This is a genomic window from Sedimentitalea xiamensis, assembly GCF_030164465.1.
GTDB classification, from domain to species: Bacteria; Pseudomonadota; Alphaproteobacteria; order Rhodobacterales; family Rhodobacteraceae; genus Sedimentitalea; species Sedimentitalea xiamensis.
In genome coordinates this window covers 1-26,710 of sequence record NZ_JASNJE010000012.1, presented here as the reverse complement: position 1 = coordinate 26,710, position 26,710 = coordinate 1, and the positions used below count along the sequence as shown (strand labels likewise).

Genomic DNA, 26,710 nt, shown 5'->3' with positions numbered 1-26,710 from the left:
CCAATAGGCCGGGCTCCCTGAAGGTTCCAAAGGACGCGAAGTGGTTCACGGCCCAATGCATTCCTGCTGCTCTGCCCGATCCGTTCGACGACGTGATGCGGTGCGTCCGCCCGTCATATCCGCGGCAGGCGCCACGTCGGAACAAGCGCAGATCGGTCGCAGAACCCACGCGTGTCCATGCCGGAAAACATGCCGTCCCGAGTCACGAGAACGGTGCGCCAGCCCCGCGCCACTGCACCCAGTATATCCGTGTGCAAGGTGTCGCCACACATGGCGATCCGTTCGGGCGGAACACCGGCCAAGGACGATTCCACCATTTCGTAAACCTCCGGGAACGGCTTGCCCAGGAACCTGATATCGGCGAGTCCGTCATCGGCAAGCAAATGGCCGAAATGCCCCGGCTCCAGCGAGAAGCCGAAGTCGCGCGGCGCGGCGAGATCGGCGTTGGCGATCACGACCGGGCGCGGGTGGGACATCAGGCTGTTTCTGAGCATGGCCTGGCGTTCCGGCCGCCATGATTCCGTGGACAGGAACAGAAAGTTGTCGACCCGGTCATACTCTGCCGGACCGTCGTCAAGCCGGATGGTGTCGGCCGGAATGTCCGAAAGATCGTCATCAGGGGCGGCGATGCATCCCCAAAGACCCGGCCCGAGACATCGGATCGCCGCGTCACGGCTGGTGACGATCTCATCCGGACTGATCCGGATACCGAGTTTTCGGAATTTTTCTGTGGCGCCGGCATGATCGTAGCTGGCCGCGTTGGACAAGATCCGGATCATATGCCCGGCGGCGCGGAGCTGATCCAGCCGCTCTGCCGCACCCGGAATCGGGGTTTCCCCGACATTCAGCACTCCGAAGGCGTCGAAGACAAAGGCGTCGACTTCCGGCGCGATGTCCAGAAGCGATTCCACATCGACCGTCGCTGCGCCGCACCGCGCCTTGGGGAGCCTGTGCCGAACGGCCTGGTAACGGTCGAAAATGCTGACAGCGTCATCCATGTATCTGGCCGGCCCCTTGTTCAAATTGCGCCCTGGGGACGCCGCTCTTGCCCATGGTAGCGAGAGCATGTCAAAATGGAAGAAAAAAGCACAATACGACATAACCGAAATCAGACCGGAAATCGGAAACAAGCGCAATCTTTTGTAACAACTATGTAAAAAGAATGGTCGAGAACAGCGGTTGGATTCATAACCACAAACGATAGTAAATTTTGTTGTTATGTAGCTTTACTTGTGCATCATATGAACAAAACGACAGGGATTCGATGGCGTCCAAGAAAACCAGACGGCGCGACCTGATTCAGCAGGTCGTTCAGGAACGGGGAGGCGTGAGCGTGGGGGCACTTGCCGAAATGCTGGGCGTATCGACACAGACGATCCGGCGCGATCTCGACATCCTTTGCCGCGGGACAGGCCTGCGCCGCGCGCACGGGCGCATCGAACTGGCGGAGGGCCGGTTGAACACGCCCTTCGATCAGCGTGCCGGCACCAATCTGATCGGCAAGCGGGCCATTGCCGAGGTGGCCGCGGCGCAGGTCCCCGACGGGGCCACCCTGTTCATCTCGATCGGTTCGACGGCGCTGAGCGTCGCGCGGTCCTTGCACCGCCGCAAGGAACTGACGGTCATAACCAACAACCTCAGCGCGGCAGTCGCGTTGAGCGAAGAAGTGTCCAACCGGATCATATTGCCGGGCGGCGACATCCGGCTGCCGGACCGGGACTTCGTGGGCGAAGAGGTGGTCGAATTCTTTGCCCGCTACCGGGCCGAATATGCGATCTTCGGAACCGCCGGAATCGACGCCGACGGGGGATTGCTGGAGTTTCACCGGGCCGAAGTGCGCGCCACCGAACAGATGCGCAGGAACGCGCAGAAATCCATCCTGGTCATCGACAGCAGCAAGTTCGGCCGGCTTGCCCCGGCGGCCGGCTGCAATCTTGCCGACGTCGACCTGGTGATCTGCGACCATCCGCCTCCGCCCGCCTTTGCCGACCTCGTCGCGGGACTTGGCGAACATGTCATCTACGCAGAGGATAGGGACGGGGAATGACCGATCCCTTCGTTCACATGGAAAATGTCGCCAAACGCTGGAACAGTCAGCTGGGCGTCGAGAACATCTCGCTTTCGATCCCGCGCGGATCGTTCGTTGCGCTTCTCGGACCGTCCGGCTGCGGAAAATCGACGACGCTCCGGCTTCTGTCCGGGCTCGAACTTCCCGACGAGGGCCAGATCACGATCGACGGGCGGAACGTGACCCTGGCGGCGCCGTCAGAGCGCAATCTGTCGATGGTCTTTCAGTCCTACGCCCTTTTCCCGCACCTGAGCGTCGCCGAGAACGTGGTTTTCGGATTGAAGGTGCGCAAGGTCGCGGCGGCGGAACGGCGCGAAAAACTGAAGCGCGCCCTCGATATCACCGGGCTTCTGGGCTACGAGGCACGCAGGCCCGGCGAACTTTCGGGTGGCCAGCGGCAACGGGTGGCGCTGGCGCGGGCGATTGTCGCGAACCAGCCGCTCTGCCTGATGGACGAACCGCTGTCGAACCTGGACGCGAAGCTCCGCGCCTCTGTGCGCAAGGACATCAAGAAGCTTCAGGTGGATCTGGGAATTACCGTCGTCTATGTGACCCACGACCAGACCGAGGCCATGAGCATGGCCGACATGGTCGTCCTGATGAAAGACGGGCGCATCCAGCAGACCGGCGCCCCGGAGGATCTGTATTACAGGCCCGCCAACACCTTCGTTGCCGAATTCGTGGGTGCGCCGCCGATGGCCCTGATCGACGGCCGGATATTGCCGGGGTTCCCTGGCGCGGCGACGATCGGGCTGCGCGCGGAAAACATGCGCCTGGCCGATCCGGGCACCGGGCGTCTGACCTGCCATGTTTCGGAATGCGAATTTCTCGGATCGGAAACCTTCATCGGTTTGTCACACCCGGCGGCTAGCGGTCTGACGGTGAGCATGCCCGGACTGAAACACATCCCGACCGGTGAAGAGATGGAAATCACCTTCGCCGACGAGGATCTCCACTTTTTTGACGAAGGAGGCCTGCGGCTTTTGCAGCCGACCGGGGTATCTGCTTAACGACCGACCCAAAACACGACGCATCTCGGAGAAGAAAAATGAACACATTCAACAAGATCGGCCTGGCCGCCATCTCGGCCACCGCCATCGCCGCATCGGCGGCGGCGGAAACGGAACTGACCATGTACTATCCCATCGCGGTCGGCGGCGCGCTGACCGAGGTGGTGGACGGCATGGTGGCCGAATTCGAGGCCGCAAATCCGGACATCAAGGTCAACGCGATCTATTCGGGAAACTACGACGACACCCGCGTGCGCGCCCTGTCCGCGCTGGCTTCGGGCGAACCTGCACAGCTTGCGGTGATGTTCTCGATCGATGCATACGACCTCATCGAACAGGACCTGATCGTCGCCTTTGACGACATCGACGGCGTGAGCGACGACTGGCTGAACAGCTTTTATCCGGCGCTGATGGCGAATGGTCAGATCGAAGGCAAGACCTGGGGTATCCCGTTCCAGCGCTCCACCATAGTAGCATACTACAACAAGGACAAGTTCCGCGCGGCCGGCCTTGACCCCGAGGCGCCGCCAAGCACCTGGGACGAGATGGTCAGCATGGGCAAGGCGTTGACAAAGGATGGTACCTACGGGCTGATGATCCCGTCGACCGGCTATCCCTACTGGATGTTCCAGGCCCTGGCGATCCAGAACGGCAAGGAAGTCATGTCCAACGACGGGTTGACGACCTATTTCGACGACGCGGCGGTCGTGGACACGCTCGAATTCTGGAAATCGCTGTCGACGGAACATGGCATCATGCCCGAGGGCACCGTCGAATGGGGCACCTTGCGCCAGGCCTTTCTTGAAGGGCAGACCGCGATGATGTGGCATTCCACAGGAAACCTGACGGCGGTGAAGAACGACGCCAGCTTCGATTTCGGCGTGGCAGAGCTGCCGGCGAATGTCAGGAAAGGGTCTCCGACCGGCGGCGGCAACTTCTATGTCTTCAAGGACACGACCGACGAAGAGAAAGCCGCGGCGCTCAAGCTCATCGCGTTCATGACCTCGCCGGAACAGGCCGCGAACTGGTCGATCCGGACCGGCTACATGGGCGTCTCGCCCGCCGCTTATGAAACCGAGGCGCTGCAAACCTATACCCAGGAATTCCCGCCCGCGCTGGTGGCGCGCAATCAGCTGGAAAACGCGGTGGCGGAATTCTCCACCTTCGAAACGGCGCGGGTGCGCGAGGGGCTGAACAACGCCATCCAGGCCGCGCTCACCGGCAGCAAAACCCCTGCCGACGCGCTGGCCGAGGCGCAGGCGGCGGCCACACGGCTGTTGCGCGACTACCAATAACCCAATCCGCGGGCGTCCGGTTCTGGCCGGGCGTCCGCAATCATGGCCCCCTGCGGGCAAAGGACCGATCCATGGCGGAGCACGTCGATCTCGAAAAGCGAAGGCAGGCGGTCTACGGCTGGCTCCTGCTGTCGCCCGCCGCGATCCTGCTCACGCTCTTTGCCTTATATCCGTCGGTCGCGACATTCTGGTCGAGCCTGTTCTCGCGCGGCACCCGCCGCCGTCCCAGCGAATTCGTCGGCATCGAAAACTACGCCGACCTGTTCGCCGATCCGACCTTCTGGAAGGTCGTCGGCAATAACCTCGTCTATGCCGGGGTCACGATCCCGATGTCCATCGCCATCGCGCTCGCGATGGCGCTTTGGGCCAATTCCAGGATTCCCGCGCGCGGTTTCGTGCGCACGGCCTATTTCACCCCGACCGTTCTGCCGATGATCGCCGCCGCGAACCTGTGGCTGTTCTTCTACACACCGGGTCTTGGCGTGCTGGATCAGATCGGATCGCTTTTCGGGCTGCCCTCGGTCAACTGGCTGGGCCAGCCGGAAACCGCGCTCTGGGCAGTGATCATCGTGACGATCTGGAAAGAGGCCGGTTTCTTCATGATCTTCTACCTTGCCGCGCTTCAGACCATACCCGAAGACCTGAAAGAGGCCTCCGACATAGAGGGGGCAAGCCGCTGGACCTACACCCGCCGGATCGTGCTGCCGCTGCTGATGCCGACGACGCTTTTCATCATGGTCAATGCCCTGATCAATTCGGTAAAGCTCATCGACCACCTGTTCATCCTGACCAAGGGCGGGCCGAACGACGCCTCGAAACTGATCCTCTACTACATCTGGGAGATGGCTTTCGCCTTCTTCGATGCGCCCCATGCCGCGGCGATGACGATCCTCGTGCTCGTGGTGCTCGGGATCGTCGCCGGGATCAAGTTTTCCTACCTCGACAAGCGGACGCATTATCAATGAACGCCTTTTTCCGCCGCATCGAAATGTTCGGCGCCTTGCTGCTTGCCGTGATCTGGATATCGCCGCTTCTCTTCGCGTTCTGGGCGGCGTTCCACACGACATCCGACGCGGTCAATTTCAACGTCGCCGCGCCCTGGACGCTGGACAATTTCCGCACCGCCTGGGCCGGTGCGCCGTGGCTGCGGTATTTTCTGAACACGTTCGTTCTGGTCACGGTCATACTGGCAGGCCAGTTCGTGGTCACCACGCTGGCCGGGTTCGCTTTCGCCAAAGTCCGGTTTCCCGGCCGCGATCTCGTGTTCATCCTGGTGCTGATGCAGCTTTTCATCCTGCCCGAAGTGCTGATCGTGGAAAACTACGCCATGGTTTCGCGGCTGGGGCTTTTTGACACGATCCCCGGCGTCGGCATGCCCTACATGGCGTCCGCCTTCGGCATCTTCCTCATGCGCCAGGCCTTCAAGGGCGTGCCGATAGAGCTTCACGAGGCCGCGCGGGTCGAAGGCTGCGGCTGGTTCGGCATCCTCTGGCGGGTCTACGTCCCGCTGGCCCGTCCGACCTACCTGGCCTATGCGCTGGTGTCGGTATCGACCCACTGGAACAATTTCCTGTGGCCTCTGATCGTGACCAATTCGCCCGATACCCGGCCGCTTACGGTCGGCCTTTCGATTTTCGGGGCACCCGAGAACGGCGTGGACATTTCGGTGATCTCAGCCGCAACGATGATGTCCATCGCGCCCCTGCTGGTCGCGTTCCTGGTGTTCCAGCGTCAGTTCGTGCAGGCCTTCCTGCGCGCCGGGATCAAGTAGTCCGATGGCGCGGTTCCTTCAACTCACCGATCTGCATGTGGTCGCGGCAGGGGCGCGGGCCTCGGGCGTTCTGGACACACGGGCGATCCTGCGCACCGCGGTGGAACGGCTCATCGACCGGCGGGCGGCGCTGGGGCATCTGGACGCGGTGCTGGTCACGGGCGATGTCAGCGACGACGGCACCGCGGAAAGCTACCGCTTCGCGCGCGGCCAACTTGACCGTCTCGGGCTTCCGCTTCTCGCCATTCCCGGCAACCACGACGACCGCGCCGAATTTCGGAAAGCCTTCGCCGACAGCCCCGCCATGCCGTCGAGCGGGCTGATCGACTGGACCACCGAAATCGGCGACACTGTCGTCATCGGGCTTGACACGCTGGTCGAAGGCCAGGGTGGCGGCGCGTTGCGTCCCGAAAGCCTCGCCTTTCTGTCCGAAGCCCTGGCGCGCGCCGGGTCGCGGCCGGTGGTCGTCGCGGTCCATCACCCGCCCTTGCGCACGGGTATCCGGTTCATGGACGCGATCGGGCTTGAAGACATCCCCGCGTTGCAGGCGACGCTCGCGCAGGCCGGCGGAGAGATCATTGTGGTGGCCGGTCACGTCCACGGGGTTTTTCAAGGCCGGATCGGGCGTCACCCGGTCGCCACCGCGCCGGCGGTCTCCAGCGCCTTCGCGCTCGACCTGCGGCCGGACGCGCCCGTGGGGTTCATGACCGGACCGACGGGCTGCGCCGTATTCGACACCGGACCGGACGGGGTCTGGGCCGCGGTGCCGCTTGAAATTGCAAGCGGCCCGTTTCCGTTCCAGGAAATTCCGATGACCGTCCGGTAGAAGGCATGTAGAGAAGATGATCAGTTCCCCGGTGATAGTTCTGTTGAACATGGCGGCGGCGGCGGCGCTGCTGCTTTGGTCCGTGCGCCTTGTGCGCACCGGATTCGAACGGGCATTCGGCGGGCACCTGCGCCGGTGGCTGCGGCGATCCACGAAGAACCGTTTCACGGCAGCGGCTACCGGCGCCGCGGCGGCCGTCCTGCTGCAAAGTTCGACGGCCGTGGCAATGCTTCTGGCGGGCTTCATGTCGGCGGGTGCAATCGGGGGCGTCACCGGGCTGGCGATCATTCTGGGCGCCGATCTCGGCTCGGCCATCGTGGCGCAGATCCTCAATTCCAGGGTCGGGCTTCTGACCCCGCTGCTGCTTCTCGTGGGCGTCATGTTCTTTCTGCGCAGCTCGCGCCGGAATCTCCGCCAGATTGGCCGGATTCTGATCGGGCTCGCGCTGATCTTTCTGTCTCTGGACCTGATCCGACAGGCGAGCGCGCCGCTTTCGGAAAGCGGGGCGGCGCAGGCGGCCATGGTGTATCTCGCGGGCGATCCGGTCTCCGCCTTTCTCATTGCCGCGATTTTCGCCTGGCTGTTTCATTCGAGCGTCGCTGCGGTGCTGCTTTTCGCGACGCTTGCCCAACAGGGTCTCCTGTCGGTCGAGGCCGCGGCCGCCATGGTGCTCGGCGCCAATCTCGGGGGAGCGCTGATCGCGTTCTTTCTGACCCTCAAGGCGGATGTGACGGTGCAGCGGGTCGTCTGGACAAACCTCGCGTTGCGCGGCGGCGGCGCAGCGCTGGCCCTGGTCTTGCTGACACAGTTCGGCGCATCCGCGCTGCTTGTCGGGTCTTCCGCCGCCCAGCAGATCCTGAATATCCATCTGTTCTTCAACCTTGCGCTTCTGGCCCTGGGGCTTCCGCTCGTCGCGCCGCTCATGCGGCTCGCAACCCGCCTTCTTCCCAGTCGCGCCGGCGCCCTGTCCGATACCCTGGCGCGGTCGGCGCTGGACCAGACGGTCCAGAACCAGCCACGACGGGCCTTTGCCTGCGCGCAACGCGAACTCGTCGAGATCGGAAACCGGATCGAGATCATGCTGCGTGAGGCCATCGGCCTTTTTGACAGCTACGACGACGCCATCGCCCAGCGACTGGTTCTGGACATGAAGGACATCGCCCGCATGTCGATGGACCTGCGGATCTACCTGACGGGTATCCGCAGCGACGACCCCGACGAGGATACCGGAACGCGCGCGTTCAACCTGTCCGGGGTCGCCGTCAACCTCGAGGCCGGTGCCGATGCGATCGTGCGGAAGATGGTCGACCTCGCGCGGCGCAAAAATGCCGAGAAGCTGAATTTCTCGGATGAGGGCTGGCGCGAGCTTTCGGATTTTTACGACACGGTTCTACGGAACGTGCAGCACGGAATCACGGTTCTCATTTCCGAAGATGTGGGGCTTGCGCGCGAACTGGTGGAGCAGAAGGAAAAGGTTCGCGACCTGGAACAGGCCCTGGTGCGCAAGCACCTGAAGCGGCTGCGCCAGGGGCTGACCGAATCCTTCGAAACCAGCGCGATTCACCTCGAATTGCTGCGCGCCCTGAAAATGCTCAACACCTCATTCGCGATGATCGCCTATCCGCTGCTCGAGGAACATGGCGAACTTCTCGAAAGCCGGCTGGCGGATGCCTGACGGGGCAAGCATCGTCCCGGCGGCGGTCGGTTCAGTCGCCCATCCGGAGCCGCTCTGCCATTTCCGCATATCCCCGGCTTTCGGCATGCCGGAGCGGCGTCACGCCGGCACTGTCGGCAAGCGACCTGTCGGCCCCCGCATCGAGCAATGCGTCCAGCACCGCCTGATGGTCCGGCCCGCCATCGCCGAGCACGACAGATTCCATCACCGCCGTCCAACGCAGGTTGTTGACATGATCGAGCGGAGCGCCGGCGCCGATCAGCCTCCGGACGACCTCCGCGTGCCCGAGATGCGCCGCGGCGATCAGCGCCGTGCCATCGTAGGGGCTGGTGACAAGGCCCGGATCGTTGCCAAGTTCGATGGCGAGCGACATCAGGTCGGGATCGTCGGCCACCGCCGCGATTGTCACCACGTCATAGGCATCCCCGTCCAGCGCGTTCATGTCCGCCCCGGCCGCGGCCAAGGCGCGCAAGGCATCGTCCCGGGATGCGAAAGACGCCACATGTATCGGCGTGCGCCCCGCGGCGTCGCGCGCGTTGACATCCGCACCGGCGGCCGCCAGTTGCCGGATCGCGGAAACATCGCCCTCATGGGCTGCCTTGAACAACCCGTCATAGGTGGCGATTTCGCGCGGCGAAGGTGCCGTCTGGGCGATCGTTGCCGATCCGGTTCCAATCAAGAGCGCAATGGACAGACAACGAAGCATGAGGTGGCCTTTCTTGTGAAACGGGCGTTTGGAGGCAGAACGACGCACCGGATTCAGGTTCGAACAGCGTGGTTCGTCATTGTGCATGCGTCAAGACCGGCATCCGCGCACTGTCAGAACTCCGCCAGCCGGTAGCAAGCAAGCGTGTCGTGCAGAGCCGCCCTGGGCGTCAGGACCGACCGATACAACCGGAAATCCGCCACCCGGAAAGGAGATCCCTTAAAAGCGGCATGATCCGCAAGGAAATCGCGCGCCATGGCCAGTTCGGACGGCGGCACGGCCCTGGGCAGGCGTGCAATCGTCACATGCGGACGGAACCGCCGCTTCTCGAACTGAAGCCCCGCACGCCTCAGGCTCCGGGCTATCCGCTGTTCAAGCGCCGCGAGATCCGCGTTTCGGGCCACATCCGCGAAAATCACCCGCGGCGCCCGATTTCCAAAGCTGCCGACACCCGCCAGTTGCAGGTCGAACGCAGCCGCGCGAAGGACCGACAAGGCCAGGTGCGCCTCTTCAACGGCCTGTTCGGGCTGCTCCCCAAGAAAGCACAGGGTCAGGTGGAGGTTATCCGAAGGAACGGAGCGGCCAATCGTCAATTCGGATTGCAGGGCTTCAAGCTCGGCGCGAACCTGTTCGGGGATGTCGATGGCCACAAAGACTCGCATATGCGTTCCGATTTCCGTCCAGATCGTCCGGTGCGCCCGCAGACGGCATGCTGTCCCGTCGATGCAGAGCTTGCCGGCCTGCCTGGCAAGGGTAGCAGATATTTCCGAAAAGGGACATTGCGCCACCTTTCCCGCGCGCGTCACTCGAACCTTGGAAGCCCGCGTCCAGCCATGTAGATATCAACCGTCATGGCGCAGCTTCTCATCGTCTTTCATTCCAGGACCGGCGGCAGCCGTCAGATGGCCGAGGCCGCGGCAAGGGCCGCGGAAGACGAAATCGAGGTCCTGTTGAAGACCGCCGCCGATGCGCAACCCGATGACCTGCTTCGCGCCGATGGCTATATCTTCTGCGCACCGGAGAACCTCGCGGCCATAGCCGGCGTCATGAAGGAGTTTTTCGACCGGTGCTACTACCCGGTCCTCGGACGGATCGAGGGGCGACCCTATGCGCAAATGGTCTGCGCGGGTTCGGACGGAGGAAACGCGGCCCGGCAAACCGCCCGGATCGCCACAGGCTGGCGCCTGCGGGAAGTGCAGCCACCTCTCATCGTCTGCACGCACGCCCAGACGCCAGAGGAAATCCTGGCCGAAAAGACGATTCCGGAAGACCAACTCGCGCTTTGCCGGGATCTTGGCGCGGCCATCGGCGCCGGTCTCGCCATGGGTGTTTTCTGAAACCCAGCCCGGACCGGCCCGATCCCGACCACTCCTTCGTCGGGCATGGCGGCGACAGCCTGTCCTACCTGGAAGTCGAACTGTATTTTTCCGACAGAGGCGCCTATCTGATCGGCCGGGTCGTCGCGCTGGTGACGGTGATCGCACTGCACAGCACAAGCGGTCGACCGGTGGCGGCGCCTATCTCCTGCTGATCCTGTCAGGATTTTCGATCGCGCGGTTTCAGAGCGAGCCGCTGTTCACCGGAGCGGTCTTTCGGACATGGCGCATCATGCTCGTTCCGATCGTTCTGTACTATCTGGCGCTCGTCACGATGACGGCGGCGCTTTGGTCGCCCGTCGACTGGCACTGGTTCCTGTTTCTCGGAAATTTCGTCGAGGATATCAGCCCGAAAGGGCTGACCCCCTGCTGGTTCGTCTGCGCCTATGTGCAGATCGTCCTTCTGTTCACCCTGCCGTTCCTGAACCCGTCCCCGCGCGCGTTCTTTGCCCGCACCTCCTTCGCCGCCGGCTTGGCGAGCCTTGCGGTCGTCGTTCTGGCCTGGGTTCTGCAACTGGATCAGGTGAACTTCTCCACCCGGCACCGTCACCCGGCAGATGGACCTGCCCGAATTCCCCAGGTTCCTTGTCGTGCTCGCCCTGAGAACCCTGGTCGCCTTTGTGCTGAAGACCTCCTACGCGGCGGTCCCCGGAAACCACCGCCTCGGACCGGTAGACGAGGCGACTTCCTCACTGGGGTCAGAGCCAGCCGGCGGGGCGCATGCCCGCGCGTTTGCCGCTCATCCGCGACGGTGTCACGTCCGGGTCCGCAAGCAGGGGCAGGGTGCTCATTCCGCGGCTTCCCGCGCGTTCAGGGCGGACAGCAAGGCGGCGATCTCCGGCCGGCAGGATCCGCAGTTGGTGCCAGCCTGCAAGGCCTCGCCGACGGCATCCACACTCATCAGGCCACGCGTTTCCACGGCCGCGACGATGGAATTCACGCCGACGCCGAAGCAGGAACAGAGCACCGGTCCCGGATCGGGGACTCCGGCGGGCGGGCGGCCCCCGAGAACCTGCGGGGACAGGGTGCCGGGAAGGGTTGCCAGGTAGTCGCGCATGATGGCGACCGGTTCGCGCGCAACAAAGAGCGCGCCGACCAGACCGGAGCCATCGCTGAGCGCGATGCGATGCACTCCGCGCGCCGCGTCATGAAAGCTGGACAGCGTCCCCGCATTCGCCGCGAACAGGCGGCGTGCTTCGCTTTCCCAATCGTCAACCGGCTCGCTCCCGGCCAGTTCGACGCGAAAACCGGCCTGCGTCCGCGCAACGGCCCAATAGGGCGCGACCGGCTTCATGCCGCATCTGGACACGGCAAACCCGTACCAGGCCGCATCAAAGCGCCGCACCGAAACGACTCCCGCCTTGCTTTCGGGCTGGCCGGAAACCGGATCGGTCGCGCCGGCGACCAACGCGCCGATGCGCGCACTGGGCGCGGTTTCACCGGTCCAGTGCATCGGCGCGAAGACCTCTCCGGGCCGGACCGTGTCGGTGATCCGCGCCCGCAGGATGCAGCGGCCCGTCGGGCTTTCCACCAAGACCAGGTCCGAGGCCGCGATGTTCAGCGGTGCCGCGTCGGCGGGGTGGATGTCAAGGAAGGGTTCCGCCAGGTGGGACGACAAGCGCGGGCTCAACCCGGTGCGGGTCATCGTGTGCCACTGATCGCGAATCCGTCCGGTGTTCAGGCGGAACGGATAGCGGGGTCCGGTGCGGGCTGCCGGCGGTTGCCAGCGCACCGGCAGCATCCGCGCCTTGCCGCCCGGATGAAAGAACGCCCCGTCGGCAAAGAAACGTCCGCCGCGCTGCCGGGCGGTCACGGGCCAGCGGACGGGTTCCAGCGCGTCATAGGCGGCGGCGTCAAGACTGGCGAGGGCGGAAATGTCGAAATCCCGGCCGAACCCTCCGGCGACCCCTGACAGCGCCGCATATTCCCGGAAGATCTCGGCCGGGCTTTGATGGTCGAAGGCCGCGCTCCAGCCCATGCGCCGGCCGACCCCGGCGAGAATGGCCCAGTCGGGCCGCGCCGCGCCCGGTGCGGGCAGGACCGCGCGCTGACGGCTGATCGTGCGGTCGGAATTGGTGACGGTGCCGTCTTTCTCGGCCCAGGCTGCCGCCGGCAAAAGGACACGGGCAAGGCGCGCGGTGTCCGTCGCGGCGGTCACGTCGCTGACGACGGTGAAGGGACAGGCCGCGATGGCGTCCCGCACCGCATCCGCATCGGGCATCGAAACGGCCGGGTTGGTATGAATGACCCACAGCGCCTTGATGCGCCCGTCCGCCACGGCCCGAAACATCTCGACCGCCTTGAGACCCGGCCTGTCGGCCATGGTCGGGGCGCGCCAGAATTCCTGCACCGCAGCGCGATGACCGACATTCCCGATGTCCAGATGACAGGCCAGCATGTTGGCGAGACCGCCGACCTCGCGGCCGCCCATCGCATTGGGCTGTCCGGTGACGGACAGCGGACCCATGCCCGCGCGCCCGATGCGTCCGGTGGCGAGATGACAGTTCAGGATCGCGTTGACCTTGTCCGTGCCGGAGGTGGACTGGTTCACACCCTGGCTGAATACCGTCACGACCCGTTCCGTGCCCAGCCAGAGATCGCAGAAGGCGCGTATCTGCGCCTCGCTCAGCCCGGTCGCCGCGCCGTCCTCGTCTCGCGCCGCGGCAAAGGCTTCGCCGGCGCCGTCCACATACGCCGCGAATTCCGGGTCCACGGCTCCGCAGTCCCTGATTGCGGCAAGCAGCCGGTTGAACAGCGCCACGTCGCTGCCCGTCCGCAGCGCCAGATGCATATCGGCGGCATCGCAGCTTGCGGTGCGCCTCGGGTCGATCACGACCACTTTCGTGCCCCGCGCCTTCCGCGCCGCCAGCAGGCGCTGGAACAGGACCGGGTGACACCAGGCCAGGTTCGAGCCCACGAGAACGACCAGATCGGCTTCGTCGATATCCTCATAGGTGCCCGGCACGGTGTCGGTTCCGAAGGCGCGCTTGTGGCCCGCCACCGTCGAGGCCATGCAGAGCCGCGAATTGGTGTCGATATTCGCCGATCCGATGAAACCTTTCATCAGCTTGTTGGCGACATAATAGTCCTCGGTCAGAAGCTGCCCCGAGACGTAGAAGGCGACGCTGTCAGGTCCATGCGTCGCGATCGTTTCGCGAAACCGGTCCGCCACATGCCCAAGCGCTTCGTTCCAGCCGGCGGTCTGGCCATCGATCATCGGTGTCAGGAGCCGCCCGTCAAGACCCACCGTCTCACCCAATGCCGACCCTTTCGAGCAGAGCCGCCCGAAATTCGCCGGATGGTCCGGATCGCCGCGCACGGAAAGACCGCCCCGGCCATCCGCGCGCAGAAGCACGCCGCACCCCACCCCGCAATAGGGACAGGTCGACCGTGTCTCGGGCGGGCCTGACCCGTCCATCACGCCGCGCTCCGCTTGCGCAGGGCAGTGCCGTCCAGCAGGATCCGCCCCGCCGCGATCCGCGTGGGATAGGTCGCGATGCGCGCGTCTTCCCCGACCGCCTCGCCGCTGTCGAGATCGAAGACCCAGTTGTGCAGCGGGCAGGTCACGCGGCGGCCGTGAACGATGCCTTCGGACAGGGGGCCGGCCTTGTGCGGGCAGGCGTTGGAAACCGCGAAGATTTCGGCTTCGGCGGTCCGAAATACGGCGACGCAGCCCAGTTCCGTCTTGACCACCCGTGCGCCGCGTTCGGGGATGTCGGCAAGCGCGCCTATGTCGATCCAGCTCATTCGGCGGCCTCCAGCGTCAGATCGGCAAGCGGAGTATAGCTTTGCGCGCGGGTTTGCGCGTGCTCGGCCCATGGGTCCCTGCGGTAAACGGATTGGGACAGTTCGAACGCGTCGATCAGCCGGGAGCGTTCCGCAAGGTCATCGACTACGCGGGATCTGACCCAGTCGAGCCCGACCTTGGCGACCCATTTGTAGGGCCGGTCCAGATATTTCGCGTTCTCGCGGTAAAGCTGGATGAACGCAACGGTAAGGTCGATCGCCTCCTGTTCGGTCGCGACATCGGCCAGACGTTCGGTTTCCTTCACGTCCATGCCCGCCGCCCCGGCCACGCCGATCTGGTAGCCGCTGTCGACGCAGACGATCCCGACGTCCTTGCAGGTCGCCTCCGCGCAGTTCCGCGGGCAGCCCGACACGGCGAGCTTGACCTTGTGCGGGGTCCACGATCCCCAGAGCATCTGTTCCAGCTTGATGCCGAGCCCGGTCGAATCCTGGGTTCCGAACCGGCAATGATCGGTGCCGACGCAGGTTTTCACGGTGCGCAATCCCTTGGAATAGGCGTGTCCCGACACCAGACCGGCACGGTTGAGATCGCTCCAGATCGCCGGCAGGTCCTCGCCCCTGACCCCCAGCAGGTCGATCCGCTGCCCGCCCGTGACCTTGACGGTCGGAACGCCGTATTTGTCCGCCGCATCGGCAATTGCACGCAATTCGCGCGGGTTGGTGATGCCGCCCCACATGCGCGGCACGACGCTGAAACTGCCGTCCTTCTGGATGTTCGCGTGCTTGCGTTCGTTGACGAAACGGCTTTGCGGATCGTCGCGATAGTCCAGGGGCCAGTCCGCCAGCAGGTAGAAATTGATGGCAGGTCGGCAGACGTGGCAGCCGTTCGGCGTGGTCCAGCCCAGTTCCTGCCAGACCGCGGGCTGGCTCTTGAGTTCCTTGGTCTTGATCAGGCGGCGCACGTCCTCGTGGCTGAGATCGGTGCAGCCGCAGACCGGCTGCACGGTCGGCATCTGGAACGCATCGCCCAGCGTGACCTGCAGCAACTGTTCCACCAGGCCCGTGCAGGTGCCGCAGGACGCGCTGGCCTTCGTCGCGCTCCGCAGCGCGCCCAGCTCGTTCGCGCCGGCGTGGATCGCCTCGACGATGGTTCCCTTGCAAACGCCGTTGCAGCCGCAGATTTCCGCTTCAGGCGGCAAGGCTGCAACGGCCGACAGAGGGTTTGCCTGATCTCCCCCCTGGTAGGCCGGGCCGAAGATCAGCGTTTCGCGCATCTCCTCGATCCCGGTTTCGTTCTTGATGAGATCGAAGAACCAGTTTCCGTCCGCGGTGTCGCCATACATCACAGCACCAACCAGCCGGTCGTCCTCGATCACCAGCCGCTTGTAGACCCCCCGCGCCGGATCGCGGAAGACAATGTCCTCGCGGTTTTCTCCTTCCGAGAAGTCGCCGGCGCTGAACAGGTCGCAGCCGGTCACTTTCAGCTTGGTGGCGGTGTCCTTGACCACGAAGGCATCCGGCCCGTTCAAAAGGCTGCCGGCCAGCACGCGCGCCTGATCGTAGAGCGGCGCGACCAGCCCGAACAGGTGGCCATCGAACTCGATGCATTCCCCGACCGCGAAGATATCCGGGTCCGATGTCTGCATCTGCGCGTTGACCTCGATCCCGCGCGCCACCTCGATCCCCGCATCTGTCGCCAGCCGCGTTTCCGGGCGGATTCCCACGGCCATGACGACCAGATCGGCCTCAAGCCCGGTGTTGTCTTCCAGCATGACGCCTTCGACGCGGTCGGTCCCCAGGATCGCCGCCGTGGACGCCCGCGTGATGATGCGCAGGCCGCGCTTTTCCAGGTCGCAGCGCAACAGATGCGCTGCGGCCTCGTCCAGTTGCCGTTCCATCAGATGTCCCATCAGGTGCAGCACGGTGACGTCCATGCCGCGGTCGCTCAGCCCGGCGGCGGCTTCCAGGCCGAGCAACCCGCCGCCGATCACCACCGCCTTGCCGCCTTTCGTCGCCGCCTCGATCATGGCGTTGGTGTCGTCAAGATCCCGGTAGGTGACGACGCCGGGCAGATCCTTTCCCGGAACCGGAATGATGAACGGCGCGGAACCGGTGGCGATGACCAGCTTGTCATAGGCCACCTCGCCCTTCTGGCCGACAACCACCTTTCTGGCCCGGTCGATCGCGACCACATGTTCGCCAAAGCGGCAGGTGATCCCGTTCTCCGCGTAAAAGGCGTCGTCATGGGTGACGATCTCTGCATAGGTCTTTTCGCCCGACAGGACCGGCGACAGCATGATGCGATTGTAGTTCCCGCGCGGCTCGGCGTTGAAAAGCGTGATGTCGAAGGCCTCCGGATCGCGCGCCTGAACCTGTTCGATCAGGCGGCCCGACGCCATGCCCGCGCCAATGATGATGAGTTTCTGTTTCATGGCCTTCACTCCGCAGCAATCGCCTTGGGCGATCTGGATTTCGGTTTCGCGCCGTGCTCGAACTCCTCCAGGAAATCGAGAACTTCCTGCCGGTACGTGTAGTAGTCCGGGTGTTCGAGCAGCGCCTTTCGGGTGCGCGGACGCGGCAGGTCGACATTGGTGATCTTGCCGATCGTGGCCTGCGGCCCATTGGTCATCATCACCACCCGATCGGCGAGCAGGATCGCTTCGTCCACATCATGGGTCACGCAGATCGCCGTCACCTTGGTCCGGGACCAGACTTCCATCAGGACTTCCTGCAATTCCCAGCGGGTCAGGCTGTCCAGCATTCCGAAAGGCTCGTCCAGCAGCAGCAGTTTCGGCGACAGGGCGAAGGCCCGCGCGATGCCGACGCGCTGCTGCATGCCGTTGGACAACTCGCAGGCGGGTTTGTTCATCGACTCCGCCAGCCCGACACGTTCGAGATAGTATTCGACGACATCCTGCCGTTCACCCTGGCTGGCGCGGGGATAGACCTTGTCCACACCCACCGCGACGTTTTCGCGGGCGGTGAGCCAGGGAAACAGGTTCGGCGACTGAAACACCACCGCGCGTTCCGGGTCGGCACCTTCCACGTGGCGACCGTCCAGCTTGATGGCCCCCCTCGATATCTCGTTCAGTCCGGCGGCCATCGTCAGCACCGTCGACTTGCCACAGCCGGAATGGCCGATCAGCGAAATGAACTCTCCCCGGTCGATCTTGAGATCGAAATCCTCGACCACGGTGAGCGGACCTCTGGGCGTCGGATAGATCTTGTGGAGCTGCGAAAAATCCAGGAACCGGTCGTCGATCAGCCCTTTCTGCGCCGCCTTGACCGCGGTCGGCACGGAATGGATCGGCGTCACGTCGGGCAGCCGGCGGGTGCCTTCCACCCTGGCTTCGATTCCGACATCCATGAGATACCTGGTGACATCGGCCCGCAGCCGCTTGAACGTATCGTCCTGGTTCATCGCCCCCCGGTCGCGCGGGCGCGGCATGGTCACGGCGAATTCCCGGCCCAACGACCCGTCAGGGTCCAGCGCGATGATCCGGTCGGCGAGGATGATGGCTTCGTCCACGTCATTGGTGATCAGGACACAGGTTTTCTTGTCCGCCTCCCAGATCTGTTCGATCTCGGTGGCGAGATTGGCCCGCGTCAGGGCATCCAGCGCCGAAAGCGGTTCGTCCAGCAACAGCATCTCGGGGCTCATGGCCAGGGCGCGTGCGACGTTCACCCGCTGGCGCATTCCGCCAGACAGTTCTGCCGGACGCCGGTTGGCGGCATGGGACAGCCCGACCATGCCGACGTAATGCGCCACCTTCCGGGCCTTGTCGGCTTTCGACAGGTCCGGAAACACCGTGTCCACCGCCAACTGGACATTGCCGTTCACCGTGAGCCAGGGCATCAGCGAATAGCTCTGGAACACCACGCCGCGCTCGCGGCCGGGGCCTGTGACCGGCGCGCCCTTGAACGTGACCCGACCGCTGCTCGGACGGTCAAGCCCGGCCATGAGGTTGATCAGCGTGGTCTTTCCGGTGCCCGAGAACCCGAGGATCACGAGGAACTCGCCCTCGGCCACATCCAGGTTGATATCCTTGAGAACCTCCGCCGCCTCTTCGCCTGTGCCGAAGCTCCGCGTGACATTTTCGAACTTGAGAATGCTCATGGCGATCACCGGTTGTTCGTGAAGGTAAACAGGGATTGCAGGGTGAACATCACCCGGTCCAGCAGGAACCCGATGATCCCGATCGTGAACACGGCGACCATGATCTTGGCGAGCGAACTGGACGACCCGTTCTGGAATTCATCCCAGACGAACTTGCCGAGACCGGGGTTCTGCGCCAGCATCTCGGCGGCGATCAGAACCATCCAGCCCACCCCGAGAGACAGGCGCAACCCGGTGAAGATCAACGGCAGGGACGACGGCAGCACCAGCTTGGTGATCTTGGTCCAGGTGTTCATCTTGAGAACCTTGGAAACGTTCACCAGGTCCTTGTCGATCGAGGCCACGCCCAACGATGTGTTGATCAGCGTCGGCCAGAGCGAACAAAGTGTCACCGTGATCGCCGAGATCAGGAAGGATTTCGCGAACAAACCGTCGTTGGTGGCGTTGAGCGCGGATACGATCATGGTCACGATGGGCAACCAGGCGAGCGGCGAGACCGGCTTGAATATCTGGATGAGCGGATTGAGAGCCGCGTTCGCGGTCGCCGACAGTCCGGCGGCAATCCCCAACGGCACGGCCACCACGGTCGCGATCAGAAACCCGAAGAACACCGTCTTGATCGAGGTCAGGATCTGCTCGTAATAGCTGGGCGCGCCGGTATAGGCGATCTGCTTCACCTCGTCGGCGCGGCCCGCATCGATCAGTTTCTGGTTGCGCTTCTCGACCATGGTTTCGAATTTTTCACGGCTTTCGGCCTTGGCCCTTGCATCCTCGTGAAGATTGACCGCCTCGGCCCAGACCTGCGCAGGGCCCGGCACGGCGCCAAGGCTGGTCTGCACCTTGGGGGCCAGGATGCCCCAGAGCAGCAGAAAGGCGCAGATTGACAGCAGCGGGACGGCCAGCAGCCGCCAGATTTCCGCCGCCTGGGCCTTTGGGTTGTCGCCCGCCGCGACTTTCAGAACCGGCGTGATCCAGCCCAGACCGAGGATCTGGAACCATTTGTCGGCGGTGTTGATGCGGGTGAACAACGCCTCCTTGCGGGCCTGTTTTGCCTCCGCACCGGCGAAATCGGGGTCTATGGTCGTCATGGAATAAGTTCCTTTTGTCCTGCGCCTGTCAGCCTTCGACGCCGTTTCCGATGACGCGCTCGTCGCTCTTCAGCCCAATCGGAAGGCTTTCCAGATAGGCGTTTGGCTGGCGTCCGTCATAGGCAATGCCGTCGATGATGTCGGAGCCGGGCGTCGGTGGCTTGTAGCCGTCGCTGTCCCATGGGAAGTCGGCCTCATTGGCGAGCCCCTCCTCGACGAGCAGCCGCGCGGCCTGAAGGTAAATCTCCGGCCTGTAGACCGACTTCGCCACCTCGTCGAACCAGCCGTCGCTCTTGGGCTCAGAGATCTGGCCCCAGCGGCGCATCTGCGTCAGATACCAGACCGCATCGGAATAGAACGGATAGGTGGCGTTGTAGCGGAAGAAGACGTTGAAATCGGGGATATCCCGCTTGTCGCCTTTTTCGAATTCGAAGAACCCGGTCATCGAATTCGCGATCACCTCGTAATCCGCCCCGACATATTCCGGCCGCGACAGGATCTCGACCGCTTCGGGGCGATTGGCGTTGTCGTTTTCATCCAGCCAGATCGCGGCGCGGATCAGCGCCTTGGTCACGGCCAGCGTCGTGTTCGGATTGGCCTCGGCGAATTCCGCCGTGATCCCGAAGACTTTCTCGGGGTTGTTCTTCCAGATCTGGTGGTCGGTGATGACCGGAACACCGACTCCCTTGAACACGGCCTGCTGGTTCCACGGCTCACCGACGCAATACCCGTGGATCGTGCCCGCCTCGAGCGTCGCCGGCATCTGCGGCGGCGGCGTGACCGACAGGAACACGTCGGCGCCGATCTGCCCGGTGACGTTCTCGGGGCTGTAGTAGCCCGGATGCAGCCCGCCGGCGGCCAGCCAGTAACGCAGTTCGTAATTATGCGTGGACACCGGAAACACCATGCCCATGTTGAACGCCTTGCCCTGGGCGCGGAACGCATCGACCACCGGGACCAGGGCCGATGCGCTGATCGGATGCCGCGGCCGGCCGTCTTCCGTCTTCGCGATATGCGGCTGCATCATCTCCCAGACTTCGTTGGACACGGTGATCCCGTTGCCGTTCAGGTCCATGGAGAACGGCGTCACGATATGCGCCTCGGTGCCGAAGCCGATGGTCGCCGCCAGCGGTTGCCCCGCGAGCATATGCGCGCCGTCCAGCTGGCCGTCGATCACGCCATCCAGCAGCACTTTCCAGTTGGCCTGCGCTTCAAGCGTCACGAACAGCCCTTCGTCCAGGAAGAAGCCTTTTTCATACGCCACCGCCAGCGGCGCCATGTCCGTCAGCTTGATGAAGCCGAAGGTCAGTTCATCCTTTTCCAGTTCGAGCATTCCGGCGAATGCAGGGCTGGCCAAAGCGGTTGTGGCGGTCAAAGCCAGTATCAGTCTTTTCATCGTCATTCCTTTCGGTGCGCCCGGAAGGAGGAACCGGGCAAACGAAAAAAGGCCACGTCACTGCCCGCCGGATGTCGGCGGAAAGCGAGCGGCCTTGCTCAGGATATCCCTGTCATTGGGAGAATTTCGTCTCGGCCCACCCCGTTGCGAACCGATGGTCTAGTTATGCCGCAGCGCAGCGCCAGCGGAACAGCAAAGTGGGGAACCTGCGGCATTTTGGAGCGATTTTTCCCGGAACGGCGCCCGAACCTGCAAGAATTTTGGTCAATCGGCGGTCTTTGGATCAAAATTCGAGCCATCAAAGAACGCATCCGGCAGCAGGCTCAGCCGGCCTTTCTGCGATGCAACGGCCATCGGGTGCCGAATCGCGCCTTCGATTTTCTCTGACGCGCCGGGCATGTCGGCGTCGGTGCTGGCGAGATGCCGGCGAAACAGGTCGGTGCGAAATACCGCCGCCGCCGCATCCTGCGCCGCGGCGCTGTCCAGCCCGTTTTGCCGGCTCAGGCGATGCGCGATCCAACGGGCCTGGCTGCGCCAGGGGAAATTGGCCGCGCCGCTGTGAAAATGCAGGAAATCGCCAACGGCGCGCTGTTCCGCCTGTCCGGAAATGGTGAAGCGCCCGGTCAAGGCCCGGTCGATCAGCTCCGCGGGCAGGTCGAGATAGGCGGGACGCGACAGGATTTCCGCGGCAATCGTGCGGCTGCCGGGCTGCGACAACCAGCGCCCCGCCCGCCAGACGCTGCGCATCAGGCCGCCGAGCAGCCGTTGTTCGGTTTCCGCCCATTCGGTGCGCACCGCCAGCACCTTTTCCGGCGCGAAGGCCCATATGGCCTTGCCCGGAAGCAGCAGCGCCCCGGCCCCCATGTCCACGGCGACCGATCCCCAGGGTTCCCCGACGCAGAAGGCATCCACCTCTCCGTCGGCGAGCGCCCTGGCCATCAGCGGCGGCGGCACGGTCCGGATCTCGATTGCCCTGTCGGCCAGATCGGTGCGCGCAAACCAGTAGCGCAGCAGTTCCGCATGCATCGAAAACGGGAAGGGCACACCGAAGACCAGCGGCCCGGTCGCGGCCTTGGCAAGCGCGGTGGCGGCCTTGCGTGCGTCTGCGAAATCGAAATCGGACCCAAGGTCGCGCAGGCGCGATTCAAGCGCGCGGCTGACGCCGATGACATTGCCATTGACCGACAGCACCAGGACGGCGGAAAGCGGCGTCGCCACTCCACCCAGCCCCAGCGCCATGGCGATCGGAACCGGAGACGGAAGATGCGCGGCGTCGACCCGGCCAAATGCCAGCATGTCGCGCGCCGAAGACCAGGACGGCGCGGCGATCAGGTCCAGCGAAAGCCCCTCGGGGTCGGCAAAGCCCATTTCCTGCGCGATGATCAGCGGCGCGGCGTCCACCAGCGGCATGTAGGCGACGGACAGCGATACCGGCTTCATCTCAGCAGCCCCGACGCCGTGACCAGCGCCTCGGCCACATCGGCCAGCCGGCGCCCCTGATCCATCGCGGTGCGGCGCAACAGCATGTAGGCCGCGTCTTCGTCGATGCCCCGGGCCTTCATCAGCAGGCCCTTGGCGCGGTCGATGACCTTGCGTTCTTCCAGCGCACGCCGCGTTTCGGCCAGTTCCGTGCGCATCTGGCGCATCATGCGAAACCGCGCGATGGCGGTATCCATCACCGGCCGCAGCCGTTCGGGCTTCAGCCCGTCGACCACATAGGCGGACAATCCGGCATCGATCGCCGCCTGCGCGAGTCCGCTGGCGGCACCGGAGACGAACATGGCCACCGGGCGTTCCAGCGGCCCGGACGCCAGCGTCAGTTCCTCCAGCATGTCGCGGGTCGGGTTGTCCACGTCGATCAGGACCACGTCCGGCGCATGGGCCGCGATCTTTCGCGCCAGACCGGTGCTGGCGCCGATGACATGTACCTCGTGCTCTCCGCTGTCCTTCAGCGCCTCGACGATCCCGAGCGCATGGCCCCGGTCCTCCTCGACAACGACAATGATCAGCTTGCTTTCCATGTGAACCTTTTGGGCGGCAAGACAGAAGCGAGGCAAGTTCCCCGCCGAGGAATTGTGCAGGGGAGATCGGGAATCCCGGCAACTGCCTGGATTTTGTGCATCCCCGGCCAGACCGCGATGTTCGAACCGGCGACTCGACAGGCAATCCCCCTCTCCCCCCGAACCGCGGGCACGGGCCCGACTGCGCCCGAACGACCCATTGCATGTCGGTCACGGCGCCGCCACTCTTGCGGTGGAATCCATTGCCACGAGGCGCTCATGCCCGAGTCCGAAAAACCGAATGACCATCTGACGCTGGACATCATCGACCATGACACGCAAGGCGCGCCGCCTGCCGCCAGACGCAAATGGCGGCGGCTCTGGCTGCTGCCGGTCTGCATGCTCACCCTCATGCTTGGCGGTTTCATCGGCATCTATTTCCAGCCGCCGGGCCTGCGCGCCCTGTTCTCCGTGACCGGGCTGGAACCCGGCGGCGGAACGTCCCGGCCGTTCGCCCTGCCCGCCGGGGTCGCCCTGCCCGACGAGGTCGCGGACACCCTGGTTCCGACCGATGTGATCGGGCTGGCGCGCCTGATGCCGCGCGGCGACACCAGCGTCGTGGCGCTGCCGTTCGGGGCACAGAACGCCCGCCTTGCGGAGATCGTGGTCAAGGTCGGTGACACCATCGCCAAGGGCGACCTGCTCGCCACGCTGGACAACCTGCCCGAACTGCAAAGTCAACTGGCGACCGCCGTGGCCAATGTCGCGGTGCGCGAGGCGGCGCTGGTGCAGACCCGGCAGACGATCTCGACCAATCTGGCCGTCGACAAGGCGCATCTGGCCGAAGCCCAGGCCATTGCCAAGGTGGCGGCGGCGGACCTTGCGCGCACGCAATCGCTGTTTGACCGCGGGTTCACCACCCAGGCGGAACTGGACCAGGCCCTGTCCCGCGCCGATCAGGCGGCGCGCGGTGTCGAACGGGCGGAGGCGGCGCTGGCGCAATACCTCAGCGATGTGCTCGACGAACAGCCCGACGTGGTGGTCGCCCTGCGCAATCTCGAAGCGGCGCAGGCCGAACTGGAACGCGCGCGGCTCGACCTGAACAAGGGCCGGATCGTGGCGCCGATCGACGGCACGGTGCTCGACATCGCGGCGCGACCGGGCGAGACCCCCGGCCAGGATGGGGTGATGACGCTGGGCGACGTGTCCCAGATGATGGCCGAAGTCGAAGTGCATCAATCCCGGATCGACGCGGTGAAGACCGGCCAGAAGGTCGAACTTCTGGGCGAGGCGCTGAACCTGACCCTGCGCGGCGAGGTCCGGCAGGTCGGCCTGCTGGTGCAGCAGCAGGCGATCGTCGCCGGCGATATCGCCGCCAATACCGATGCCCGCGTGGTCAAGGTTCTGGTGGCGCTCGATGCCCCTGACAGCGCGCGCGCGGCGCGTTTCACCAACCTGGAACTTGTCGCCCGCATCGACACCCGCGAGATGGAGCCGTGACCGCGCTTCTCGCCCGGTTGCTGGGCCGGATGCCGGTCGGCTGGCTGCAACTGACACACAACTACGGACGGCTGGCGTCGGCGGTCGCGGGCGTGGCCTTCGCCAATGTCTTGGTCTTCGTTCAACTGGGCATCATGGGCAGCATGAACACCGCGACGCGCGACACCTACAAGATGCTGAACGCCGACATCATCCTGTCGGCAAAGGACGCCAACACCATCTCCGAAGGCAGCAACGTGCCGCGCCAATGGATGTTCCGCGCCATGAGCGATCCGGGCGTGGCCGATGCGACGCCGCTTTACATGGGCTCCGTTCAGTGGAAGCAGAACGGCAACGACACAAAGCTGCAACTGCTGGCCATGGACCCGGTCAAGACGGGATTCTTTTCACCGCAGGTGCGGCACAAGATCGTGTCCCTGACCTTGCCCGACGTGGCGATGATCGACCTGAAAACCCGCCAGATCGACCAACAGGTGCTGGCCGGCATCCGCCCCCACAGCCCGCTGACCACCGAAATCATGGGCCACACCATCAGCTTTGCCGATACGTTCACCGGCGGCGTCGGGTTTTCGGCGGACGGATATGTGCTGACCTCGGACCAGACCTTCCTGCGCCTGTTTCCGCAACGCCAGTCGGGCGCGCCGAACCATATCCTGCTGAAACTCGCGCCCGGACATGACGCCGCCGCGGTGATCGACCGGCTTCGGGCCGACCTGCCGTCGGATCTGCGCATCCGGACCATCGCGCAGGCGGCGGATGACGACGTGGTGTTTTCCACCACCAAACGGCCCACCGGGATCATCTTCGGCTTCGGTGTGCTGATGGGGGTGCTGGTGGGAATCGTCATTGTCTACCAGGTGCTGTCCACGGATGTGGCCGATCACCTGAAGGAATACGCGACCTTCAAGGCAATGGGATACGCTCCCGGCTTCTTCCTCGGCATCATATTCGAAGAGGCGATGATCCTGGCGCTGCTCGGTTTCGTTCCCGGCAGTCTCGTGTCCTGGGGGGTCCACTCCCTGCTCAGGACCGCGACCGGGTTGCCGATCAACATGGATGGCACGGTCGTCTTCCTCGTGTTCCTGGGAACGCTCGCCGCCTGTGCGGTATCCGGCGCGGTGGCGACGCGGCGGCTGAACGCGGCCGATCCCGCCGACCTGTTCTAGGAGACGGCAATGTATCGCAAGCCCGGCACGCCCGACCCGATCGTCGTGAGCCACCTCAATCACTGGTATGGAAGCGGCGAAACCCGGATCCAGGTGATCTTTGACGCGACCCTGTCCATCGCGCCCGGCAGTCTCACGATCCTGAAAGGGCCTTCGGGATCGGGCAAGACGACCCTGCTGACGCTCATCGGTTGCCTGCGCGACGTCATGGACGGCTCGCTTCGGCTGCTCGGCACCGAACTGAACGGCGCCAGCGAACCGGCGCAGGTGGCGCTGCGGCGCAGGATCGGGTTCATCTTCCAGGCCCATAACCTGCATGCGAGCCTGACGGCGCAGCAGAACGTGCGCATGGGCCTGGAAGTGCACGGCACCCACGGCAACCGCGACCGCTATGACGACGCCGCGGCCCATGCCCTGCGCATGGTCGGGCTGGACCACCGGCTGCACTACCTGCCCGGCAACCTGTCCGGCGGGCAGAAACAGCGGGTGGCCGTGGCCCGCGCCCTGGTCGGGAACCCGGAAATCGTGATGGCCGACGAACCCACCGCCGCGCTGGATCAGGAAAGCGGGCGGGTGGTGGTCGAAATCCTCAAGGCGCTGGGGCGGGAACGGGGAACGACCACGCTGATGGTGACGCATGACGACAGGATCATGGGCCTGGCCGACCGCGTCCTGACGATGGAAGACGGGCGGATCGTGTCCGACACCGCCCCGCGATAGCGCGTGCCGTCAGCCCGCGCCGCGCCCTAGGCGGCGTCTGCATTAGGCGAGCCATGTCATAGCACAGGCAAGGGCAACGAATGCCCGAAAGGACGAGATTGTCTTTTCGCAGCGCAGCGCGATACGACGGAACCGTTTGATCCGATTGAAGAAACACTCAACCAGGTGACGCTCCTTGTAGAGTGCCCAGTCGATCCCCTTGCCGCCGCTGCGCGATGGGTTCTGCTTGATCTGCGCGGTCGCGCCCAG

At 64.5% G+C, this 26,710-nt stretch carries 24 protein-coding genes; 11 read left to right on the top strand and 13 right to left on the bottom strand.

Annotation, left to right across the window (positions count from 1 at the left end):
• Window positions 1-113: 113 nt before the first annotated feature.
• Complete coding sequence (locus QO034_RS11295) at window positions 114-998, bottom strand: HAD-IIA family hydrolase (protein WP_284485640.1); 885 nt, start codon at window positions 996-998, stop codon at window positions 114-116.
• Between the two features lie 266 nt (window positions 999-1,264).
• On the opposite strand from QO034_RS11295, the gene QO034_RS11290 reads away from it, so the two are divergent.
• The 7 genes from QO034_RS11290 (at window position 1,265) to QO034_RS11260 (ending at window position 8,645) form a co-directional block, all read left to right on the top strand.
• Window positions 1,265-2,047, top strand: coding sequence for a DeoR/GlpR family DNA-binding transcription regulator (locus QO034_RS11290; RefSeq protein ID WP_284485639.1), 783 nt, complete (start codon window positions 1,265-1,267; stop codon window positions 2,045-2,047).
• On the top strand, window positions 2,044-3,078 hold the full coding sequence (locus QO034_RS11285) for an ABC transporter ATP-binding protein (RefSeq protein WP_284485638.1): 1,035 nt from the start codon (window positions 2,044-2,046) through the stop codon (window positions 3,076-3,078). The genes QO034_RS11290 and QO034_RS11285 overlap by 4 nt, the downstream gene beginning before the upstream one ends.
• A gap of 38 nt (window positions 3,079-3,116) precedes the next feature.
• Complete coding sequence (locus QO034_RS11280) at window positions 3,117-4,373, top strand: ABC transporter substrate-binding protein (RefSeq protein WP_284485637.1); 1,257 nt, start codon at window positions 3,117-3,119, stop codon at window positions 4,371-4,373.
• 71 nt (window positions 4,374-4,444) lie between these two features.
• On the top strand, window positions 4,445-5,338 hold the full coding sequence (locus tag QO034_RS11275; protein ID WP_284485636.1) for a carbohydrate ABC transporter permease: 894 nt from the start codon (window positions 4,445-4,447) through the stop codon (window positions 5,336-5,338).
• Window positions 5,335-6,144, top strand: coding sequence for a carbohydrate ABC transporter permease (locus QO034_RS11270; RefSeq protein ID WP_284485635.1), 810 nt, complete (start codon window positions 5,335-5,337; stop codon window positions 6,142-6,144). Before QO034_RS11275 ends, QO034_RS11270 begins: the two co-directional genes overlap by 4 nt.
• A 4-nt stretch (window positions 6,145-6,148) precedes the next feature.
• On the top strand, window positions 6,149-6,970 hold the full coding sequence (locus QO034_RS11265) for a phosphodiesterase (RefSeq protein ID WP_284485634.1): 822 nt from the start codon (window positions 6,149-6,151) through the stop codon (window positions 6,968-6,970).
• Between the two features lie 16 nt (window positions 6,971-6,986).
• Window positions 6,987-8,645 carry a Na/Pi cotransporter family protein gene (locus tag QO034_RS11260; protein WP_284485633.1) on the top strand — a complete coding sequence of 553 codons (1,659 nt, stop codon included), beginning with the start codon at window positions 6,987-6,989 and terminating at the stop codon, window positions 8,643-8,645.
• Between the two features lie 31 nt (window positions 8,646-8,676).
• Here the strand turns inward: QO034_RS11260 and QO034_RS11255 are convergent, their stop codons facing one another.
• The gene (locus QO034_RS11255) at window positions 8,677-9,351 is read right to left on the bottom strand and encodes an ankyrin repeat domain-containing protein (protein WP_284485632.1); all 675 of its coding nucleotides are present in this window, start codon (window positions 9,349-9,351) and stop codon (window positions 8,677-8,679) included.
• A 113-nt stretch (window positions 9,352-9,464) separates the two neighbouring features.
• Window positions 9,465-10,013, bottom strand: a complete 549-nt coding sequence (gene thpR, locus QO034_RS11250; RefSeq protein ID WP_284485631.1) for an RNA 2',3'-cyclic phosphodiesterase — start codon at window positions 10,011-10,013, stop codon at window positions 9,465-9,467.
• Window positions 10,014-10,202: 189 nt separating this feature from the next.
• On the opposite strand from thpR, the gene QO034_RS11245 reads away from it, so the two are divergent.
• Window positions 10,203-10,688 (top strand): flavodoxin family protein, encoded by a 486-nt coding sequence (locus QO034_RS11245; protein ID WP_284485630.1) that lies wholly within the window; start codon window positions 10,203-10,205, stop codon window positions 10,686-10,688.
• 199 nt (window positions 10,689-10,887) lie between these two features.
• Here the strand turns inward: QO034_RS11245 and QO034_RS11240 are convergent, their stop codons facing one another.
• The 9 genes from QO034_RS11240 to QO034_RS11200 form a co-directional block, all read right to left on the bottom strand.
• The gene (locus QO034_RS11240) at window positions 10,888-11,277 is read right to left on the bottom strand and encodes a hypothetical protein (RefSeq protein ID WP_284485629.1); all 390 of its coding nucleotides are present in this window, start codon (window positions 11,275-11,277) and stop codon (window positions 10,888-10,890) included.
• A 237-nt stretch (window positions 11,278-11,514) separates the two neighbouring features.
• On the bottom strand, window positions 11,515-14,145 hold the full coding sequence (locus QO034_RS11235; protein WP_284485628.1) for a nitrate reductase: 2,631 nt from the start codon (window positions 14,143-14,145) through the stop codon (window positions 11,515-11,517).
• Window positions 14,145-14,474: a nitrite reductase small subunit NirD gene (gene nirD, locus QO034_RS11230; protein ID WP_284485627.1), complete on the bottom strand. Its 330-nt coding sequence runs from the start codon at window positions 14,472-14,474 to the stop codon at window positions 14,145-14,147. Before nirD ends, QO034_RS11235 begins: the two co-directional genes overlap by 1 nt.
• Window positions 14,471-16,906, bottom strand: coding sequence for a nitrite reductase large subunit NirB (gene nirB, locus QO034_RS11225; protein ID WP_284485626.1), 2,436 nt, complete (start codon window positions 16,904-16,906; stop codon window positions 14,471-14,473). The genes nirD and nirB overlap by 4 nt, the downstream gene beginning before the upstream one ends.
• A 5-nt stretch (window positions 16,907-16,911) precedes the next feature.
• A complete protein-coding gene (locus QO034_RS11220) occupies window positions 16,912-18,591 on the bottom strand; it encodes an ABC transporter ATP-binding protein (protein WP_284485625.1) in 1,680 nt (559 codons plus the stop codon).
• A 5-nt stretch (window positions 18,592-18,596) separates the two neighbouring features.
• Entirely contained in the window at window positions 18,597-19,679 is a 1,083-nt protein-coding gene (locus tag QO034_RS11215) for an ABC transporter permease (protein ID WP_284485624.1), read from the bottom strand.
• Between the two features lie 28 nt (window positions 19,680-19,707).
• Window positions 19,708-21,075: a CmpA/NrtA family ABC transporter substrate-binding protein gene (locus tag QO034_RS11210; protein WP_284485623.1), complete on the bottom strand. Its 1,368-nt coding sequence runs from the start codon at window positions 21,073-21,075 to the stop codon at window positions 19,708-19,710.
• Between the two features lie 264 nt (window positions 21,076-21,339).
• Window positions 21,340-22,515 carry a CmpA/NrtA family ABC transporter substrate-binding protein gene (locus QO034_RS11205; RefSeq protein ID WP_284485622.1) on the bottom strand — a complete coding sequence of 392 codons (1,176 nt, stop codon included), beginning with the start codon at window positions 22,513-22,515 and terminating at the stop codon, window positions 21,340-21,342.
• A complete protein-coding gene (locus QO034_RS11200) occupies window positions 22,512-23,096 on the bottom strand; it encodes an ANTAR domain-containing response regulator (protein WP_284485621.1) in 585 nt (194 codons plus the stop codon). The genes QO034_RS11205 and QO034_RS11200 overlap by 4 nt, the downstream gene beginning before the upstream one ends.
• Window positions 23,097-23,354: 258 nt before the next feature.
• Here QO034_RS11200 and QO034_RS11195 point away from each other — a divergent pair, with 258 nt between their 5' ends.
• The 3 genes from QO034_RS11195 to QO034_RS11185 are packed head-to-tail and all read left to right on the top strand — an operon-like array spanning window position 23,355 to window position 26,461.
• Window positions 23,355-24,575, top strand: coding sequence for an HlyD family efflux transporter periplasmic adaptor subunit (locus QO034_RS11195; protein WP_284485620.1), 1,221 nt, complete (start codon window positions 23,355-23,357; stop codon window positions 24,573-24,575).
• Window positions 24,572-25,741 carry an FtsX-like permease family protein gene (locus tag QO034_RS11190; RefSeq protein ID WP_284485619.1) on the top strand — a complete coding sequence of 390 codons (1,170 nt, stop codon included), beginning with the start codon at window positions 24,572-24,574 and terminating at the stop codon, window positions 25,739-25,741. The genes QO034_RS11195 and QO034_RS11190 overlap by 4 nt, the downstream gene beginning before the upstream one ends.
• 9 nt (window positions 25,742-25,750) lie before the next feature.
• Window positions 25,751-26,461, top strand: coding sequence for an ATP-binding cassette domain-containing protein (locus QO034_RS11185; RefSeq protein ID WP_284485618.1), 711 nt, complete (start codon window positions 25,751-25,753; stop codon window positions 26,459-26,461).
• Between the two features lie 42 nt (window positions 26,462-26,503).
• Here the strand turns inward: QO034_RS11185 and QO034_RS11180 are convergent.
• The coding region (locus tag QO034_RS11180) for a transposase (protein WP_407696758.1) at window positions 26,504-26,710 on the bottom strand (207 nt) is incomplete at its 5' end.

Bases quoted from the DNA above. Each gene is read 5' to 3' on its own strand.
- QO034_RS11295 (WP_284485640.1), bottom strand. From the start codon at position 998: ATGGATGACGCTGTCAGCATTTTCGACCGTTACCAGGCCGTTCGGCAC.
- QO034_RS11290 (WP_284485639.1), top strand. From the start codon at position 1,265: ATGGCGTCCAAGAAAACCAGACGGCGCGACCTGATTCAGCAGGTCGTT.
- QO034_RS11285 (WP_284485638.1), top strand. From the start codon at position 2,044: ATGACCGATCCCTTCGTTCACATGGAAAATGTCGCCAAACGCTGGAAC.
- QO034_RS11280 (WP_284485637.1), top strand. From the start codon at position 3,117: ATGAACACATTCAACAAGATCGGCCTGGCCGCCATCTCGGCCACCGCC.
- QO034_RS11275 (WP_284485636.1), top strand. From the start codon at position 4,445: ATGGCGGAGCACGTCGATCTCGAAAAGCGAAGGCAGGCGGTCTACGGC.
- QO034_RS11270 (WP_284485635.1), top strand. From the start codon at position 5,335: ATGAACGCCTTTTTCCGCCGCATCGAAATGTTCGGCGCCTTGCTGCTT.
- QO034_RS11265 (WP_284485634.1), top strand. From the start codon at position 6,149: ATGGCGCGGTTCCTTCAACTCACCGATCTGCATGTGGTCGCGGCAGGG.
- QO034_RS11260 (WP_284485633.1), top strand. From the start codon at position 6,987: ATGATCAGTTCCCCGGTGATAGTTCTGTTGAACATGGCGGCGGCGGCG.
- QO034_RS11255 (WP_284485632.1), bottom strand. From the start codon at position 9,351: ATGCTTCGTTGTCTGTCCATTGCGCTCTTGATTGGAACCGGATCGGCA.
- thpR (WP_284485631.1), bottom strand. From the start codon at position 10,013: ATGCGAGTCTTTGTGGCCATCGACATCCCCGAACAGGTTCGCGCCGAG.
- QO034_RS11245 (WP_284485630.1), top strand. From the start codon at position 10,203: ATGGCGCAGCTTCTCATCGTCTTTCATTCCAGGACCGGCGGCAGCCGT.
- QO034_RS11235 (WP_284485628.1), bottom strand. From the start codon at position 14,145: ATGGACGGGTCAGGCCCGCCCGAGACACGGTCGACCTGTCCCTATTGC.
- nirD (WP_284485627.1), bottom strand. From the start codon at position 14,474: ATGAGCTGGATCGACATAGGCGCGCTTGCCGACATCCCCGAACGCGGC.
- nirB (WP_284485626.1), bottom strand. From the start codon at position 16,906: ATGAAACAGAAACTCATCATCATTGGCGCGGGCATGGCGTCGGGCCGC.
- QO034_RS11220 (WP_284485625.1), bottom strand. From the start codon at position 18,591: ATGAGCATTCTCAAGTTCGAAAATGTCACGCGGAGCTTCGGCACAGGC.
- QO034_RS11215 (WP_284485624.1), bottom strand. From the start codon at position 19,679: ATGACGACCATAGACCCCGATTTCGCCGGTGCGGAGGCAAAACAGGCC.
- QO034_RS11210 (WP_284485623.1), bottom strand. From the start codon at position 21,075: ATGAAAAGACTGATACTGGCTTTGACCGCCACAACCGCTTTGGCCAGC.
- QO034_RS11205 (WP_284485622.1), bottom strand. From the start codon at position 22,515: ATGAAGCCGGTATCGCTGTCCGTCGCCTACATGCCGCTGGTGGACGCC.
- QO034_RS11200 (WP_284485621.1), bottom strand. From the start codon at position 23,096: ATGGAAAGCAAGCTGATCATTGTCGTTGTCGAGGAGGACCGGGGCCAT.
- QO034_RS11195 (WP_284485620.1), top strand. From the start codon at position 23,355: ATGCCCGAGTCCGAAAAACCGAATGACCATCTGACGCTGGACATCATC.
- QO034_RS11185 (WP_284485618.1), top strand. From the start codon at position 25,751: ATGTATCGCAAGCCCGGCACGCCCGACCCGATCGTCGTGAGCCACCTC.